Here is a 15127-nt window from a genome sequence, read left to right as displayed (position 1 = left end):
TCGGGTCAGGTACCGCAGCACCCCGCGGGTCCTCGCTGCCCTGACCTGGCGATCAACAAGAATTGTCGTAGGGCCGTGTGACGGCTGCCTGCCGGAGGGCACCGCGGCGGACCGGTCCCCGCAGGCAGCGCACATGGACGGTGGCCTGTTCGAGGGACGCGACGACGACCCGGTCGATCTGCAGTTCGACGCTGCCGCGACACCTGCCGGGGCTCGGGATCTCACTCACGCGGCTGTCCCCTCTCACTCGGGCTCATGCCGAGGGAGGTGTCGGCGGCAGAGTCCAGCCGTCCCGGGCGACCGGATACAGTGCGCGAGACGGCAGTCTTGCCAGGGAGGGGAAGCGTGACCGACACCAGCGACACCCGGCCCGCCGAAGGGGAAGCGGAGGCGCCGCGGCAGAGCCGACTGCACCGGCTGATGCGCTACATCCCGCTGATCGCCCCCGTCCTGCTGTGGGCCGTGCCCTGCTGGGTGCTCCTGTACGGCGGCCAGCACTGGCCGCTGCCCGTCACCCTGGCCGGCACCGCCCTGTTCGCCCTCGGCCTCATCGGGATGCCGCTCGCGATGACGCGCGGTCACGGCAGACGCCAGCAGGACCGGGCGGCGATCGTCGGCGACACCCTGCTGGGCGCCAGCTGGGTCCTGTTCACCTGGTCCGTTCTGCTCGGCGTCCTGTTGCGGCTCACCCTGACCGTGACCGGCGTCGGCGAGAGCCAGGACCGGGCGCGGATCGTCGCCTGGGCCGTCCTCGGCGTCACCGCCGTACTGCTCGCCTGGGGGTACGCCGAGGCCCGCCGGGTGCCACGCGTACGCCGACTCGACGTGCAACTCCCGCGACTGGGTGCCGGGTTGGACGGCCTGCGTGTCGCCCTCATCACCGACACCCACTACGGCCCGCTCGACCGCGCCCGCTGGTCGGCACGGGTGTGCGAGACGGTGAACACCCTGGAAGCCGACCTGGTCTGCCACACCGGCGACATCGCGGACGGCACCGCCGAACGCCGCCGCGCCCAGGCCGTCCCACTCGGTACCGTACGGGCCACCCGCGCCCGGGTGTACGTCACCGGCAACCACGAGTACTACAGCGAGGCCCAGGGCTGGGTCGACCTGATGGAGGAGCTGGGCTGGGAGCCGCTGCGCAACCGCCATCTGCTGCTCGAACGCGGAGGCGACACCCTCGTGGTCGCCGGCGTCGACGACGTCACCGCCGAGTCCTCCGGCCTGGAAGGCCACCGCGCCCACCTCGCCGGAGCCCTGGACGGCGCCGACCCGGACCTTCCCGTCCTGCTCCTGGCACACCAGCCCAAGTTCGTCGACCGCGCGGCAGCCGGCGGCATCGACCTCCAGCTCTCCGGCCACACCCACGGCGGCCAGATCTGGCCCTTCCACCACCTGGTCCGCATCGACCAGCCCGCCCTCGCCGGCCTCAGCCGCCACGGAGCCCGCACCCTCCTCTACACCAGCCGCGGCACCGGCTTCTGGGGCCCGCCGTTCCGCGTCTTCGCCCCCAGCGAGATCACCCTGCTCGTCCTCCGCTCCCCGCACAAGTAGCCATGTCTACACAGGTGGGCGACGTGTGACGCCCGTACCACCTCCCCCCAGGAAGGGGGCGGAGCGCTCCTGGCGCATCGCCGTCATCGGCGCACCCGGCGCCGCCCTGGGATCAGTCGACGCCATGGGGCCACAGCCCGGTCAGTCGACCACGAGGTGATCCAGCGGCTCGCGGAGGCGGCCGTCCCGGATCGGGACGCAGCCCGGCGGGAAGTCCTGAACGATGTCGGCTCCCAGACTCTCCAACGCTTCGAGGAAGCGGGGGAGATGACGCATCGCCCCGGTGGGCAGGTCGTGGAGGACGACCAGGCTCCAGTCGCGGGTCGGGATGTCGGCCAGGCAGGCGTCGGCCCATCCGTCCGGGTCGTCCCAGTCATGGGGAACGCTGTTCCACAGCACGCAGGTGAATGCGTGCTGCTGGAGGTAGACGAGGGCCGGCCGGCTGAGCAGGCGTCGATCGAGGACACCCCCACGCCCGTAGGGGCGAAACAGCTGTCCGGGGGTGGCCAACTCCCCTATGAGGCGCTGCGCTTCGCCGATCTCACGCTCTGCCGTGGCGAGGTCGGGGCTGTCGCCGAGTTGCACGGAGTGAGTCAGCGTGTGGTTGCCGATCCAGTGGCCCTCCGCTGCGGCACGTTCGGCGACGGCGCGGTTGGCCGGGTCGGTGAGGTTCTCGCCGACGAGGAAGAACGTGGACTTCACTCCATGTCCGGTCAGTACATCGAGGACCTTTGAGGTGACCGGCGCCGTAGGGCCGTTGTCGAAGGTCAGTGTGACCTTCACGGCCGTTCCCCGGCGTGCTCCGTGCGGTATTTGAGTCCCCCGATGACCAGGTCGGCCACGAGGCCGGCATGTTCTGCGACGGCATCGGGATCGAGCGGGTCGCCGGGACCGATGTGGCGGGCGAGGCCCCGCAGGCTGTACGGGGCACTGGCGCCGTGCGCGATCAGGAAGTGCAGGGTGCGGACAGGCACCGGAGCGATCTCACCGCTGTCCATCAGGCCGCGCAGGGGCGCGGTGAGCGGAGTGAGGACCGGTTCGATGTGGTGTTCGTACAGATGGGAGAGCCGGGGCGTCTCGGCGACGCCCTCGATGTTGACGAGGCGGAGCACCTCGGGGCGGCGGGCGTGGACGAGGACGAAGCGGCGGATGATCCGGCGCGTCTGCTCCAGCGGCCCGCCTTCGGTGTTCTCCAGCTCCGGGAGCAACTCGGCGGCGATGCCTGCGAAGGCCCAGTCGACGGTGGCGTACCAGAGCTTCTCCTTGGAGCCGAAGCGCTGGTGGATGAGGTTGTGGCTGACCCCCAGCTCCCGGTTGAGCGACGCGACGGACGCTCCGTCGTAGCCCTTCTCGGCGAACATCCTCAGCGCCGCGCCGAAGATCTCGTCGAGGGTCGCGGGGGACAGATCGGCCGGCGGTCGGCCGGTTCGCGGGGTGGCAGCGCTCATGACCGCAATGCTAACCGCAGATGTTGACCCCCATCAATTTAAAGTTGATACTCATCAACATCTGGCGGAGGGACGTCCGCCATCTGGAGGCCGATATGAAACGTGAAGACCACGTGGTCGGCGAGACCTTCGCCTACCGCTATCCCCATCCGCGGGCCGACCACGTGCTGCTCGTCCAGCACGGCATCGGCGGGCACGGGGGGATCTACGACAACTTCGCCGCGCACTACGCGGGGCTCGGCGCCGAGGTGTGGTCCATGGACGCGCCGAGCCACGGCCGTTCCCGGACGATCCGGCCGGCCGGGCGCTTCACCCTGGACGAGTGGGTGACCGCGGCCGTCGACCTGGGCGGGCACATCGCCGCCGAGACGGGGCTTCCGGTGTTCGTGAAGGGCTCGTCACTGGGAGCCGCCGCCGCTTACTGCGCCTACGCCGCGTCCGAGGTGTTCGCCGGGGCCGTGCTCATGGGGTACGCCATCCCCTCCTCGCCGATGATCCCAGCCGACAACCCGTTCCGTTCGGACGCGTACGAGCAGCTCATCGCGCGCTTCGGGGATGCCCTGCAGTTCGACATCGGGCGTTTCTACGACTTCGACGAGGACTACGGCTACGCGGGCGCGGACCGGCAGAAGCGCCAGGATCCGCTCAACACCTGGTCCTACGACCTGGCCTCGTGGGGATCGGTGATGCGGTACGAGCCCGAGGTCCCGCTGGCCAGGAACACCAAGCCGATCCTGTTCACCGTCGGCGAGAAGGATCCGGTCTTCACCCCGGACATCGCCCGTGCCGTCGTCGGCTCCACCGGAGGCCCGGTGGAGCTGCACGTGCATCCGGAGGGCGTCCATCAGCTGATGCTCTTCCACACCGCCGACTACGCGCGCGTGGTCGGCGACTGGTGCCACAAGATCCTGCGCGCCGACTCCGCCGTCGCCGCGTGATCACAAAGGAGTGATCGACATGACCGTCCACCCCCGCGGCGTCAACCATCTCGCCATCGCCACCCGGGACATCAAGGCCCAGATCGAGTTCTTCACGGACGTGCTCGGCTGCGAGCTGAAGGCCCTGTACTGGATGCACGGCGCCGAGGGCGCCATGCACGCGTTCCTGGAGCTCAACCCCACCTCGTACATCGCCTTCGTCCACCACCCCGACAACCCCGGCAAGACCGAGTGGGGCCTCACGCACGCCGCCACCCCGACCAGCCCGGTCACCGCGGGCGCCATGCAGCACGTCGCCTTCGACCTCGACAGCGTCGAGGACCTGCTGACCCTGCGCGACCGCATCCGCAGCCGCGGCATCATGGCGATCGGCCCCGTCGACCACGGCTTCTGCCGGTCCGTCTACTTCGGCGGACCCGAGGGCCTGGTGCTCGAAGTCACCGCAGGCGAAGCGATCGACGACCGGGCCTGGATCGATCCAGAGGTCGTCGCCCTGGCCGGTATCGACGAAGCGGAACTCGCCCGCTACCGGCAACCGGCCGACTACCGGCGACCCGCCGAAGCACTGCCGCAGCCCGCGCTGGACCGCACCAAACCCCACCTCAACTTCCCCGACGAGATCTACGGGTTCCTGGCCACCGCCACGGACGAGCAACTGCGGGAACTGCTCAGCGACACAGAGCCCCCGGTCAAGGTGGAGAACTGACCTCCGGCACCACCCGGGGCCCGCGCCCGCAGCCCGGGCCCCTTCCAGAAAGGCCCCTCATGAAGCTCGCCAACCTCGGCGGCCGAGCCGTGATCGTCACCACCGGTGGCGTGATCGACCTCGAAACCGCCTCCCACGGGCGCTTTCCCGCGCACCCCGACTCGGCCCTGACGCTGATCCCGGAGATCCGTGACTGGCTCGCCACCGCCCGCCCCGCCCCGGACACGTCCACCACGCTCATCGACCTGGCGGCCGACGCGACTCGCCTCGGCCCACCTGTCACCGCGCCCGGCCAGATCTTCGCCATCGGCCTCAACTACCGGGCACACGGTACGGAAACCGGCCTGGGCGTCCCCGACGCCCCGCTGGTGTTCACCAAATTCCCCTCCTCCGTCGCGGGGCCGGCCGAGGACATCCCGCTGCCCACCACGACCTGCGACTGGGAGATCGAACTCGTTGTCGTGCTCGCCCGGGGTGGCCGCGACATTCCCGCTCACAAGGCCCTCGACCACGTCGCCGGCTTCTGCGTCGGCCAGGACATCTCCGAGCGCACCGGCCAGCTGGCCGGAACGCCGCCCCAGTTCAGCCTCGCCAAGAGCCACCGGGCCTTCAGCCCGATCGGTCCGTGGATCACCACCCTCGACGAACTCGACGACCCCACCGACCTCACCCTGACCTGCACCCTGGACAACGAGACCGTCCAGAGCGGCCGCACCCGGGACCTCGTCTTCGACATCCCCGCGCTGATCAGCCACCTGTCCGGTGTGGTGGAACTGCGCCCAGGCGACCTGCTCTTCACCGGCACCCCCTGCGGCGTCGGGTTCTCCCGCGCACCCGCCCGCTACCTGAGCCCCGGCAACGTCCTGCGCTCCACGATCGAGGGCCTGGGCACCCTCGCCAACACCTGCGTCTGAGCAGAGCCTTCCGCTTTCGGCCTCAGTGCCCTTCCCCGCGCCTCAGCCACCGCCGGGCGGCTGCGCCCGGCCCCCTTCCGTCCGAGGAATCCCGATGTTCACAGCCACCGCTGTCCTGTCCGTCCTGCTGGCCCTCGGCTTCGTCGCAGCCGGCCTCCCCAAGGCTCTTGTCCGTCCCTCCGCCGAGGCCGAGGCGCGCCACCTCGGCTACTCGGTTCTCGCCCTCCGCGTCATCGGCCTGCTGGAACTTGCAGGCGCGGCCGGTGTGGTCCTCGGCTTGTGGCTCCGGCCTCTCGGCGTGACAGCCGTCGCCGCGCTGCTGGTGCTGCTCGCCGGCGCCGTCCGAGCGCATCTGCGCGTCAAGGACGCCCTCAAGACCATCGTCCCCGCGGCACTCTTCGGCGCGGTGGCGCTCGCGGTCCTGCTCCTGCACATGGCGGCCTCCTGACCGAACCGGATGTCGGCACTACGGCGATCAGGGCTACGTCGCCCGAGGAGTTGAAGTGCGGGATTCACCGGGCGATGTCCGGCTGAGCGCGGATGGTGGTCGCCGCGTCCTCGCCGCGTTCCTCACGGCGGTGCCGCTCGCCGGTGAACCTGCTGCTGGTGACCCGCGTCCCCGGCGCAGCCGAGCGCCGCGGGCAACAGGGTCGGCGCGACCGCCCGGCGCGGAAGGAGGGGGCGCCTCATCTGCGGCGCCCCCGGGCTCGAAGCCGCTGTCGCGCAGGACCGTGATGCACTTCTCCCGCAATGCCATCGCGTTCGGACCGACCGGGACCTGTTCGACCAGCAGGCGGGCGGCGTTCCGGGCCGCCCCAGGGCGTCCAACCTGGCTTGGGCCACCGTCCGCAGCGCATGCTGCCGGCCCGACCCGTCGCGGCGTTCTCCGCGACAAGCGCCACCAACCCCGCGCGGTTGCCGAAGTCGCGGTAGAGGGTGGCCGAGCCCGGGCGCCGGGCCAGGGCACGCATCGACAGAGCGGCCCGCCGGCCCCATGCACGCAGCACTGCCGACCGCCGCCTTGCCCAACCCCTGCGCGAAGCGCACACCCGCTTCCACTTGACACGTCCACCTTATCGGATACACCGTAGCCAATATGAACACCTGGTCTGAGCCGCAGCCCGACTCCCGGTTCGTCGCGGTGGACGGCATGCGGATCCACTGCAAACGCGCGGGAAGCGGCCCCGCGCTGGTGCTGCTGCACGGCAGCGCCTCGTCGCTCCAGCACTTCGACCGTGCGGCGGCGCTGCTCGCGCGGTCGTACGACGTCATCCGCCCCGACCTGCCGGGATTCGGGCTGACCGGCCCGCGCCGCGACCGCGACTACCGCGTGACGGCGTACGCCGCGACCGTGGCGCGTTTCCTGGAGACGCTGGGAGTGCCGCGCTACGCCGTGGCCGGCAACTCGCTGGGCGGCAACATCGCCTGGAACCACGCGCTGGACCATCCGGAGCGGCTCACCGGCCTGGTGCTGGTCAACGCCACCGGGTACCCCGAGAAGACGGTGCCCGCGGGCATGCGGCTGACCCGCAACCCGCTCCTGCGCCCCCTGCTGCGCCGGGCCATGCCGCGCCGGGCCGTCGAACGCAACCTGCGTACGGCCGTCGGCCCCCGCTCACAGATCGTGGACGACGCCATGGTGGACCGGGCGTACCAGCTGATGAGCCGGCCCGGCAACCGTTCCGCCTTCGTCGACTTCTGCAACACCGACCAACCGGACCGCAGCGCACAGATCCCGCGGATCGCCGTGCCCACGCTGGTGCTGCGCAGCGCGGGCATCGACGGCCAGCACTTCGCCCGGGACATCCCCGGCGCCCAGGAGCTGATCCACCCCGACGGCGGACACCTGCTGCCGGAGGAGGAACCGCGGTGGTTCGCCGACACCGTCGAGAGGTTCCTCGGCTCCTGCGCCGACACCTGCCGCTGACGCCAAGGAGACTCCCCCATGAAGTACTTCGTAGCCCCGGGCGAGGACCGTCGCCTCGACGACCGCTCCCGGGGCGAGCTGCGCGGCACCTTCGTCGAACTGTCCGACGGCATCACGCACTACGAGCTGACCGGACCGGAGGACGGAGAGGTCGCCGTCCTGGTCGGCGGGCTCACCATCCCCCTGTTCTACTGGGACGGCCTCGTCCCCGAACTGCACGCCCGCGGCCTGCGCACCCTCGCCTGCAGCCTGTACGGGCGCGGCTATTCCGACCGGGTCCGGGCGACGTACGACGAGACGCTCTTCGTCCGTCAGCTCGCCGAGCTGACGGACAGGCTCGGTCTGACGCGGCCGGTGCACCTGGTCGGTACCTCCATGGGCGCGCTGATCGCGATGACGTACGCCGCCCGGTACCGCTCCGCCCTGGCCACCCTCACCCTGGCCGGTCCCGCCGGCCTCGCCCCCCGCAGGGCCGTCTCCCCCGACCGGCTGCTGCGCAGTGACGTGCTGGCCGGCTTCGTGGCCCGGCGCCGCGGCCTCCACCTGCTCACGGGTCACCTCGGGCACAACGTGCGCGACCCCGAGAAGGCCGAGACACTGACCGCGATGGTCCTCGACGCCTACCGCTTCGAGGGCTCGCTGTACGCCTTCTTCGACACGCTGCAGCACCTGCCGTTCTCCGGGCGCGAGGACCTCTACCGGAGCACCGGAGCCCTGCGCATCCCGACGTTGCTGCTGTGGGGCGCGGACGATCACGTCACCCCGATCGATCAGCTCGGCACGGCACGCGCGCTGCTCATGCCACAGCGGGACCACGTGATCGACGACTGCGGGCACATGGCGCCCTTCGAACGACCCCACGAGGTGGCCGACCGGATCGCCTCCTTCGTGGCATCCAGCAAGGAAAGGCTCGACTCATGAACGACCCCAAGCCGATCGACGTCCTGGTCGTCGGCGCGGGCCCGGCCGGTTCGGCGCTCGCGATCGATCTCGTACGACGCGGTCTCGACGTCCGGATCGTCGACAAGTCCCCGCACGCCTTCGACGGCTCCCGGGCCAAGGGCGTCCAGCCGCGCAGCCTGGAGGTGCTCGACGACCTCGGCGCGCTCGACGACGTACTGGCCGGCGGCGACATCTATCCCAAGCTCGGCCTCCACGGCGGGCCGCTCACCCTTCCGTGGAAGATGTTCCCGCACAGAGAGGCCACCGCGGACGTCCCCTACCCCAACACCTGGCTGATCCCGCAGTACCGCACCGACCGCGCCCTGCACGCCCGGCTCCGACAGCTGGGCCTCGGCGTCGAGTTCGGCAGGGAGATGGTCGAGCTGACGCAGGACGCGGACACGGTCACCGTGAAGGTGGCGGGTGTCGACGGCATCGAGGAGATCACCGCCCGGTACGTGGTGGGAGCCGACGGCGGTGCCAGCGGCGTCCGCAGGCGGCTGGACATCGGGTTCGCCGGGTCGACCGACGAGAGCGACCGCATGCTCATCGTCGACGCCTCGGTGACGGGCCTGGCCCGCAACCGGTGGCACATGTGGCCGCGGCCGGGCGGACGGCTGATCGGCGCCTGTCCGATCCCGCACAGCGACGCCTTCCAGTGGATCGTCCGGCTGACGCCGGACGAGGAGCCGCCCCGGGAGAAGGACGCCATCGTCCGCAGGATCAGGGAACACACCCGCGACCGGCGCATCGAACTGCACGACATCCACTGGACGTCGGTGTTCCGGCCCAACATCCGCCTGGCCGAGCACTACGGCCGGGGACGCGTCTTCCTGGCCGGCGACGCCGCGCACGTCCACACCCCCGCCGGCGCCCAGGGTCTGAACACCGGTATCCAGGACGCCTACAACCTCGGCTGGAAGATCGCCCAGGTCCTCGCCGGGGCCGACGCCCGGCTGCTGGACACCTACGAGGCCGAACGGCAGCCGATCGCCGCGGGCGTCCTCGGGCTGTCCACGGAGAAGTGGGCCGGGATCGCCAGGCTGGACCCGTCCAGCATGAAGCGCGGCAAGGACGAACAGCAGCTCGCCCTCAGCTACTTCGGCGGCCCGCTCGCCCCGGCCGACGGCGAGAGCACCCCCACCCTGCGGGTGGGAGACCGGGCCCCGGACGCCGAGCTGCTCGATGCCGACGGCCGGCAGATCCGGCTCTTCGACGTCCTGCGCGGGCCCGATTTCACGGCGATCGCCTACGGTGCCGACGCCGCCGAAGCCCTCGGCAACCTCAACTGGCCCGCAGCGGGGGCCCGGTTGAAGAGGATCACCGTCGGGCCCGGCGGCGCCCTCACCGACCTCTCGAACACGCTGCAGCGTGCCTTCGGCCTGGCTGGCGACACGCTGCTGCTGATCCGTCCCGACGGCTACCTCGGGCACATCGCCACCCGGGACTTCCTCACCACCACGCACAAAGCCGCGCAGGCGATGACGCCTTAGCCAAGGAGAGCCGCACCATGTTCCAGCAGAGCCGCACCTCCGCCGGGGCCGACGCATGAGCCGCACGCTCCTGCGGGGCGCGCAGGTCATCACGATGGCCCCGGACCGTCCGGACACCGAACGGGTCGACATCCTCGTCGACGGCGATCGCATCGCCGCCGTCGGCGAGGACCTGCCGTCGGCCGGCGCGGAGGTCGTCGACTTCTCGGGCCGTATCGTCATTCCCGGCCTGGTCAACGTCCATCTGCACACCTGGCAGACCGCGCTGCGGTCCGTGGGCGCCGACTGGACGCTGATGGAGTACCTCACCCACCTCCACGGCGAGTGCGTCGGCCACTACACGCCCGACGACATGCACATCAGCAACCTCGCCGGAGCGCTGAACCAGATCAACTGTGGTACGACCACCCTCGGCGACTGGTGCCACAACAGTCTCACGCCCGAGCACGCGGACGCCGCCGTCGAGGGTCTCGTACGGTCCGGTATCCGCGCCGTCTTCCTGCACGGCACCCCTTACCGGGCCCCCGACATCCCGCACCCGCTCGCCGAGATCGACCGGCTGCTCGACGGCCCCGTCAGCGGCAACCCCCTCCTCACCCTCGGCATGGCGCTCCAGGGGCCGCAGTACTCCTCGCCCGAGACCGCGGTGGCCGATTTCCGGGCCGCCGCCGAACGCGGACTCGTCGCGTCGACGCACCAGAGCGGCGGTGAGCCCTCGCCCGGCTGGGAGGCCCTGCGCACCGCTGACCTGTTCGGCCCCCGCACCAACGTCGTGCACGGAGCCGACCTGCCCGAGGACTGGATCAGGACGCTCGTCGACGCCGGCGTCACCTTCACCACCACCCCCGAGAACGAACTCGGCCAGGGCCACGGCATCCCCGTCACCGGACCGCTGCTGCGCCTGGGCGCGGCGCCCTCGCTCGGCACCGACGTGGACACCGTCGTACCCGGCAAGGTGCTGACGGCCGCTCGCATGGCACTCGCCCACCAGCGCAGCCTCGACCACGCCCGGCATCGCCGGACGACCGGCATGTACGCCGACACGCCGTCGGTCACGGCCAAGCAGGCGCTGGCATGGGCGACGGTCGAAGGAGCGAAGGCGCTCGGCCTGGCCGACCGGGTCGGCCGTATCGCGGCGGACATGCAGGCGGACCTCGTGGCCGTCGACGCCCGCGCCCTCAACCTCTGGCCCGCCCACGACCCTGTCGCGACGGCTCTGCACGCCGACATCGCGAACATCGAAGCCGTGATGATCGCCGGGCGGTGGCGCAAGCGCGACCACGCCCTGATCGCGACCGGCCTCGACGATGTGAAGGACCGCTTGCGCGAGTCCGGGGAACGGCTCCTGCACACGATGCGCGAATCCGGCGGCACACAGGACTGACACCCGGCACACCGGCGGCCCGGCGAGGTGGGGACTCCTCGTGCCGACCCGTCTCCCCCCGGGTCGGCACGAGGTCCGGACTTCCCGCCATGAGCGGCCTCATCATCACCCAGCGCGAGAGCGGGACATGACGCCCCAGCGGCACAGCGCCGCCCGCGAAGGCGCGCCCGCCACTCGTGAACCGGGTCCCGCGACGGGCAACGACAGCCTGACCATGCGCGCGCTGGGCAGCCGCCTCGGCACCACGGCGGCAGCGAAATCAGGCTTCCCCCTCCGTGTGAAAGCCCGTGGCGGGCGACCGTGACGGCCGGCTCAGGAAACCAGCGATCGCACGATCGCGCGGGCTGCGGCCCGGCCCTCCGGAGCGGGGACCAGCGGGTAGACATGGACCGCCCCCTGGCACACGGTGACGTTCACCTCGGCCTTCTCCTCCTTGGCGAGCTCCTGCAGACGGCGGACATCGGGGTAGAAGAGATCACGCGTGCCGATGTAGACGTCGACGGGCGGCAGGGCCGTGAGCGCTCCGTTGATCGGGCTGAGACGCGGCTGGCCGGGGTCGTCGCCGCCGGCCCAGCCGCGGCCGGCTTCGAGCAGGCTGCTGCTGGTGAGCCACGGATCCCGGGCCTCGGCCTCGGGAATGGCGGGGTTCGACAGGGTCAGGTCCAGCCAGGGCGCGATCAGCACGAGCCGGCCCGGCTGCGGCAGGCCCGCGTCGGAGAGGCTCTGCGCCACGCCCAGAGCGAGCCCGGCGCCGGCGGAGTCTCCCATGATCGTGACGTGGCCGCGGTCCACTTGGCCGAGCAGCTCGTCGTAGACGGTGGTGACGAAGGGATAGGCGTCACGGTAGGTGTGGCGGGGGGCGAGGCCGTAGTGCGCCACCTCGACCCGCAGCCCGGCATCGGCCAGGTGTGAGATCAGCTGCCAGTGCTGGGGCGAGAGGTGGCTGATGTAGGCCCCGCCGTGGAGATAGACCACGGCACGCTCGGCCTCGCGGTCGCGTGGTGCGACGGTGTGGCATTCGAACCCGCCGACGGTTCGGGTGCTCACCGCGTGCCGGTCCACCAGTTTCGCCGGTGGACGTGGCGGCTTCGCCGTGGCAGCGGCGGGATCCGGGGCCGTTCTGCGCTTGCGGGTGAGTTTCAGGAACCCGGCGAGTACATGCATCTGGATGCTGCTCATGCCTTGTTTCTCCTCCCGGCGCCGCTGCGGGCGCCATACGGGTCGGTCATCCGGAGTAGCGGGTTGACGTCGCCCGGGTGTTCCGGCCAGCTATGCACACGGGACGACGTCGGGACGGAGGGCGGCGGTCTGGCGTACTGCTTCGGCGCCGTGGGCGGCGTCGCCGACCACGGTCAGGTCGGGGTGCTCCGTCGGGGGATGTGGTGCTTCGCGCGCAAGCCACGCCGTGCGGAGCCCGCGTCGGCATCTCAGTCGTGGACGGTGCGTGCCCGGTGCTCGGCGAGTACGTCGAGTCCGAAGTCCGCGGTCAGGTCGCGCCACACCGAGTGGGCGTGGTTGGCGTGGCGCTGGGTGTTGTCGTACTCGATGAGGATGCCGGGGCCCTGGACGCGGTAGTAGTGCGGCTCTCCGGCGGCCGTGCTGCCCGCCCAGCCGAAGTGGACCTCGTCGAGCGACGCCTGCTCGGCGTAGTGGGTGTCGTAGCCGTCCGCGAGGTCCCGCGGCGCTCGCCCGGTGTAGGTGGCGAGCAGTCGCCGCAGCAGGTGGCGTTGCTCCTCGTCGAGGTCGCGGGCGCTGATGCCCTTGGGGGGAATCGTGATGGCCACGCGCGCGTGGTCGGCCTCGGTGTATCCGCTGCCGGCCTCGGCCCGGCGGTCGATGTCGTCGACGAGCCGGTCCAGGGCGGGGTCGGCGAACGTGCCCCGCCACAGGTCCTGCATGTGCATCATCGTGTCGCCGTGGCGGACTCGCGGCCGGTTGCCGGAGACGATGTCCGACACCGCCGACGGGTGGAGCAGTCCCTGGCTCAGCTGGCGGGCGCCGAGGGTCCGGGCGAGTTGGCGCGCCACGTCTTCGGCGCCCTCCAGAGGACGGAGGGTGCCGCCGAGCAGCTCGGTCGTGGCCGGGTCCGCGCCGATGAAACAGGGAGTCGTGGAGACGAGCCGGCCCGCGACGATCAGGTTGTTCAGGGAGATGTGGTGGCCGCCGAACCGCCAGCCCCAGACCGGATCGCCGGGGCGGCCGAAGAGCCGCAGCCAGTACAGCCCGGGGTCCCGGCCGCGCTGCCGGCCCCAGTTGCGGTGCCACCCTTCCAGCTGGTCCAGGACGTTCTCCAGACCCATCACCGTGGCGACCGTGGCGAAGGCCCCGGGTGAGAGTCCGGTGGCCACCAGCCGCATGGCCAGGCTCTGCTGACGGGGAGTCTGGTCCCGGACGGCCAGCCCGCCGTGGTCGGTGGGCGTGTAGAACCATCGCAGCCGCTCTGCCTCGGCATCGGGATCGAGCGGGGAGCCGTGGGCGGCGAGGGTGAGCTGGTCCTCGGTCAGGCTGCCCAGCCAGGTGGTGGCCGCTTCGGCCATCGCGGAGGCCGCCTTCTCACGTCCGGCTGCCGTGGCGGCGGGCACCGGGCCGTTGTCCTCATGCGGCACGGGCCGGCTCCACGTCCTGCGCCGACGGATCCTCCTCGGCGTCCTCGGAAATGTCGAGCATCACCTTGATGGCGTTGCCCCGGCGTTCGGCGTAGGTGTCGAACGCCTCGGCGACGTCGTCGAGCGGGAAGTGATGGGTGACCAGTTCCGCGGTGCGCAGGCGCCCTCGGGCGGCGAGACCGACGGCGCGTGCCACCGAGCCGGTGCCCTCACCGCGGACGGTCTGGATCGAAATGCCGTTCATCACGGCGTGGTTGAGGTCGGCCCGCACCGGCTGCTCGAAGAAGCCGACGAGCACCACCTTCCCCGACCGCCTGGACATACGGAGTGCGTCGTCGACCGCGCTGGGGGCTCCCGAGCATTCCAGGACGATGTCGGCGCCGATGCCGTCGGTCGCTTCCCGGACCGCGGCCACGGCGTCGTCCTGCAGCGAGTTGAGCACCAGGTCCGCGCCGTACGACTTGCCGATCGCCAGCCGTGTCTCCCGGGTACCGATCAGAGCGACCGTCCGGGCGCCGAGTTCACGGGCGACCTGGACCGCGAGCAGGCCGATGGGGCCGGGCCCGATCACGGCCACCGTGGCGCCGACGAGCAGCGTGCCCAGTACGTCGAAGGCATGCATCACGGTGCCGACGGTGGTGAGCACGACCGCCGTGTCGAAGCCGACGGTGTCCGGGAGCCGGTGGAGCGTCGAGACGTGGTTGAGGGCGTACTCCGCGAAGCCGCCGTTCACGGTCATCCCCTGCACCCGGTGTCCGGTGTGCCGTAGACCGTAGTTGAGGCACTCCGTGTAGGCGCCGGCCAGGCAGTTGGCGCAGCGCATGCAGCCGCGGTGGGCTTCGGTCACGACGCGGTCGCCGATCCGGAACTCGTGCACGGCGCTGCCCACGGCGACGACGGCCCCCGCGTACTCGTGGCCCGGCACGAACTCGCCGGCCGCGGGTCCTCCGCCCTCGAAGAACTGCCTGCTGCGGATCTTCAGATCTGTTCCGCACAGCGATGCCCTGCGGACATGCACCAGCACGTCCTCGGGACCCACCCGCGGTACGGGCAGCTCGGTGACGGCGAGGGCGCCGGGCTCGCCCAGCACCGCGGCCTGCATGGTTTCGGGCAAGGACATAAGGGCCTCCAGTCACGGCCTTGAGTGGTGTCGAGAACCAGCGAAAAGAACGCTCGCTTTCCCCGTGCACAATCATTGCCGTTGCCCCGGCCCAT

At 71.2% G+C, this 15127-nt stretch carries 15 protein-coding genes; 9 read left to right on the top strand and 6 right to left on the bottom strand.

All coding sequences use genetic code 11. From position 1 onward, the window contains the following. Positions 1 to 52: 52 nt before the first annotated feature. A complete protein-coding gene (locus tag AB0D85_RS14365; protein ID WP_362318816.1) occupies positions 53 to 229 on the bottom strand; it encodes a hypothetical protein in 177 nt (58 codons plus the stop codon). Positions 230 to 345: 116 nt separating this feature from the next. Between AB0D85_RS14365 and AB0D85_RS14360 the strand changes: the two genes are divergently transcribed. Further along, positions 346 to 1554, top strand: coding sequence for a metallophosphoesterase (locus AB0D85_RS14360; protein WP_362318814.1), 1209 nt, complete (start codon positions 346 to 348; stop codon positions 1552 to 1554). 141 nt (positions 1555 to 1695) lie between these two features. Here the strand turns inward: AB0D85_RS14360 and AB0D85_RS14355 are convergent, their stop codons facing one another. Continuing rightward, positions 1696 to 2337, bottom strand: a complete 642-nt coding sequence (locus AB0D85_RS14355) for a polysaccharide deacetylase family protein (RefSeq protein WP_362318812.1) — start codon at positions 2335 to 2337, stop codon at positions 1696 to 1698. After that, on the bottom strand, positions 2334 to 3002 hold the full coding sequence (locus tag AB0D85_RS14350; protein ID WP_362318809.1) for a TetR/AcrR family transcriptional regulator: 669 nt from the start codon (positions 3000 to 3002) through the stop codon (positions 2334 to 2336). The genes AB0D85_RS14355 and AB0D85_RS14350 overlap by 4 nt, the downstream gene beginning before the upstream one ends. Positions 3003 to 3097: 95 nt before the next feature. On the opposite strand from AB0D85_RS14350, the gene AB0D85_RS14345 reads away from it, so the two are divergent. The 8 genes from AB0D85_RS14345 to AB0D85_RS14310 all read left to right on the top strand — a co-directional run bounded on the left by AB0D85_RS14345 (position 3098) and on the right by AB0D85_RS14310 (position 11306). Then, entirely contained in the window at positions 3098 to 3940 is an 843-nt protein-coding gene (locus AB0D85_RS14345; RefSeq protein WP_362318807.1) for an alpha/beta fold hydrolase, read from the top strand. A gap of 19 nt (positions 3941 to 3959) precedes the next feature. Next, complete coding sequence (locus AB0D85_RS14340) at positions 3960 to 4646, top strand: VOC family protein (RefSeq protein ID WP_362318804.1); 687 nt, start codon at positions 3960 to 3962, stop codon at positions 4644 to 4646. A gap of 59 nt (positions 4647 to 4705) precedes the next feature. After that, on the top strand, positions 4706 to 5560 hold the full coding sequence (locus AB0D85_RS14335; protein ID WP_362318802.1) for a fumarylacetoacetate hydrolase family protein: 855 nt from the start codon (positions 4706 to 4708) through the stop codon (positions 5558 to 5560). Positions 5561 to 5654: 94 nt separating this feature from the next. After that, the gene (locus AB0D85_RS14330) at positions 5655 to 6008 is read left to right on the top strand and encodes a DoxX family protein (protein ID WP_362318799.1); all 354 of its coding nucleotides are present in this window, start codon (positions 5655 to 5657) and stop codon (positions 6006 to 6008) included. A 648-nt stretch (positions 6009 to 6656) separates the two neighbouring features. Continuing rightward, positions 6657 to 7487, top strand: a complete 831-nt coding sequence (locus AB0D85_RS14325) for an alpha/beta hydrolase (protein ID WP_362318797.1) — start codon at positions 6657 to 6659, stop codon at positions 7485 to 7487. A gap of 18 nt (positions 7488 to 7505) precedes the next feature. Then, positions 7506 to 8408 carry an alpha/beta fold hydrolase gene (locus AB0D85_RS14320; RefSeq protein WP_362318794.1) on the top strand — a complete coding sequence of 301 codons (903 nt, stop codon included), beginning with the start codon at positions 7506 to 7508 and terminating at the stop codon, positions 8406 to 8408. After that, a complete protein-coding gene (locus AB0D85_RS14315; RefSeq protein ID WP_362318792.1) occupies positions 8405 to 9922 on the top strand; it encodes an FAD-dependent oxidoreductase in 1518 nt (505 codons plus the stop codon). The genes AB0D85_RS14320 and AB0D85_RS14315 overlap by 4 nt, the downstream gene beginning before the upstream one ends. A gap of 55 nt (positions 9923 to 9977) precedes the next feature. Beyond that, on the top strand, positions 9978 to 11306 hold the full coding sequence (locus AB0D85_RS14310) for an amidohydrolase family protein (RefSeq protein ID WP_362318789.1): 1329 nt from the start codon (positions 9978 to 9980) through the stop codon (positions 11304 to 11306). Positions 11307 to 11618: 312 nt separating this feature from the next. On the opposite strand, the gene AB0D85_RS14305 is transcribed toward AB0D85_RS14310, so the two are convergent. The 3 genes from AB0D85_RS14305 to AB0D85_RS14295 all read right to left on the bottom strand — a co-directional run bounded on the left by AB0D85_RS14305 (position 11619) and on the right by AB0D85_RS14295 (position 15032). Next, positions 11619 to 12485 carry an alpha/beta hydrolase gene (locus tag AB0D85_RS14305; RefSeq protein ID WP_362318786.1) on the bottom strand — a complete coding sequence of 289 codons (867 nt, stop codon included), beginning with the start codon at positions 12483 to 12485 and terminating at the stop codon, positions 11619 to 11621. A gap of 248 nt (positions 12486 to 12733) precedes the next feature. Next, on the bottom strand, positions 12734 to 13912 hold the full coding sequence (locus AB0D85_RS14300; protein ID WP_362318783.1) for a DUF3500 domain-containing protein: 1179 nt from the start codon (positions 13910 to 13912) through the stop codon (positions 12734 to 12736). Beyond that, a complete protein-coding gene (locus AB0D85_RS14295; protein ID WP_362318780.1) occupies positions 13902 to 15032 on the bottom strand; it encodes a zinc-binding dehydrogenase in 1131 nt (376 codons plus the stop codon). Before AB0D85_RS14295 ends, AB0D85_RS14300 begins: the two co-directional genes overlap by 11 nt. Positions 15033 to 15127: the final 95 nt, after the last annotated feature.

It is taken from the genome of Streptomyces sp. NPDC048277 (assembly GCF_040652235.1).
Lineage (GTDB): Bacteria > Actinomycetota > Actinomycetes > Streptomycetales > Streptomycetaceae > Streptomyces.
Note: the sequence above shows the minus strand (reverse complement) of the source record. Positions and strands in the feature narration are given on the sequence as shown.

Bases quoted from the DNA above. Each gene is read 5' to 3' on its own strand.
- AB0D85_RS14350 (WP_362318809.1), bottom strand. From the start codon at position 3,002: ATGAGCGCTGCCACCCCGCGAACCGGCCGACCGCCGGCCGATCTGTCC.
- AB0D85_RS14345 (WP_362318807.1), top strand. From the start codon at position 3,098: ATGAAACGTGAAGACCACGTGGTCGGCGAGACCTTCGCCTACCGCTAT.
- AB0D85_RS14340 (WP_362318804.1), top strand. From the start codon at position 3,960: ATGACCGTCCACCCCCGCGGCGTCAACCATCTCGCCATCGCCACCCGG.
- AB0D85_RS14335 (WP_362318802.1), top strand. From the start codon at position 4,706: ATGAAGCTCGCCAACCTCGGCGGCCGAGCCGTGATCGTCACCACCGGT.
- AB0D85_RS14330 (WP_362318799.1), top strand. From the start codon at position 5,655: ATGTTCACAGCCACCGCTGTCCTGTCCGTCCTGCTGGCCCTCGGCTTC.
- AB0D85_RS14325 (WP_362318797.1), top strand. From the start codon at position 6,657: ATGAACACCTGGTCTGAGCCGCAGCCCGACTCCCGGTTCGTCGCGGTG.
- AB0D85_RS14320 (WP_362318794.1), top strand. From the start codon at position 7,506: ATGAAGTACTTCGTAGCCCCGGGCGAGGACCGTCGCCTCGACGACCGC.
- AB0D85_RS14315 (WP_362318792.1), top strand. From the start codon at position 8,405: ATGAACGACCCCAAGCCGATCGACGTCCTGGTCGTCGGCGCGGGCCCG.
- AB0D85_RS14310 (WP_362318789.1), top strand. From the start codon at position 9,978: ATGAGCCGCACGCTCCTGCGGGGCGCGCAGGTCATCACGATGGCCCCG.
- AB0D85_RS14305 (WP_362318786.1), bottom strand. From the start codon at position 12,485: ATGAGCAGCATCCAGATGCATGTACTCGCCGGGTTCCTGAAACTCACC.
- AB0D85_RS14295 (WP_362318780.1), bottom strand. From the start codon at position 15,032: ATGTCCTTGCCCGAAACCATGCAGGCCGCGGTGCTGGGCGAGCCCGGC.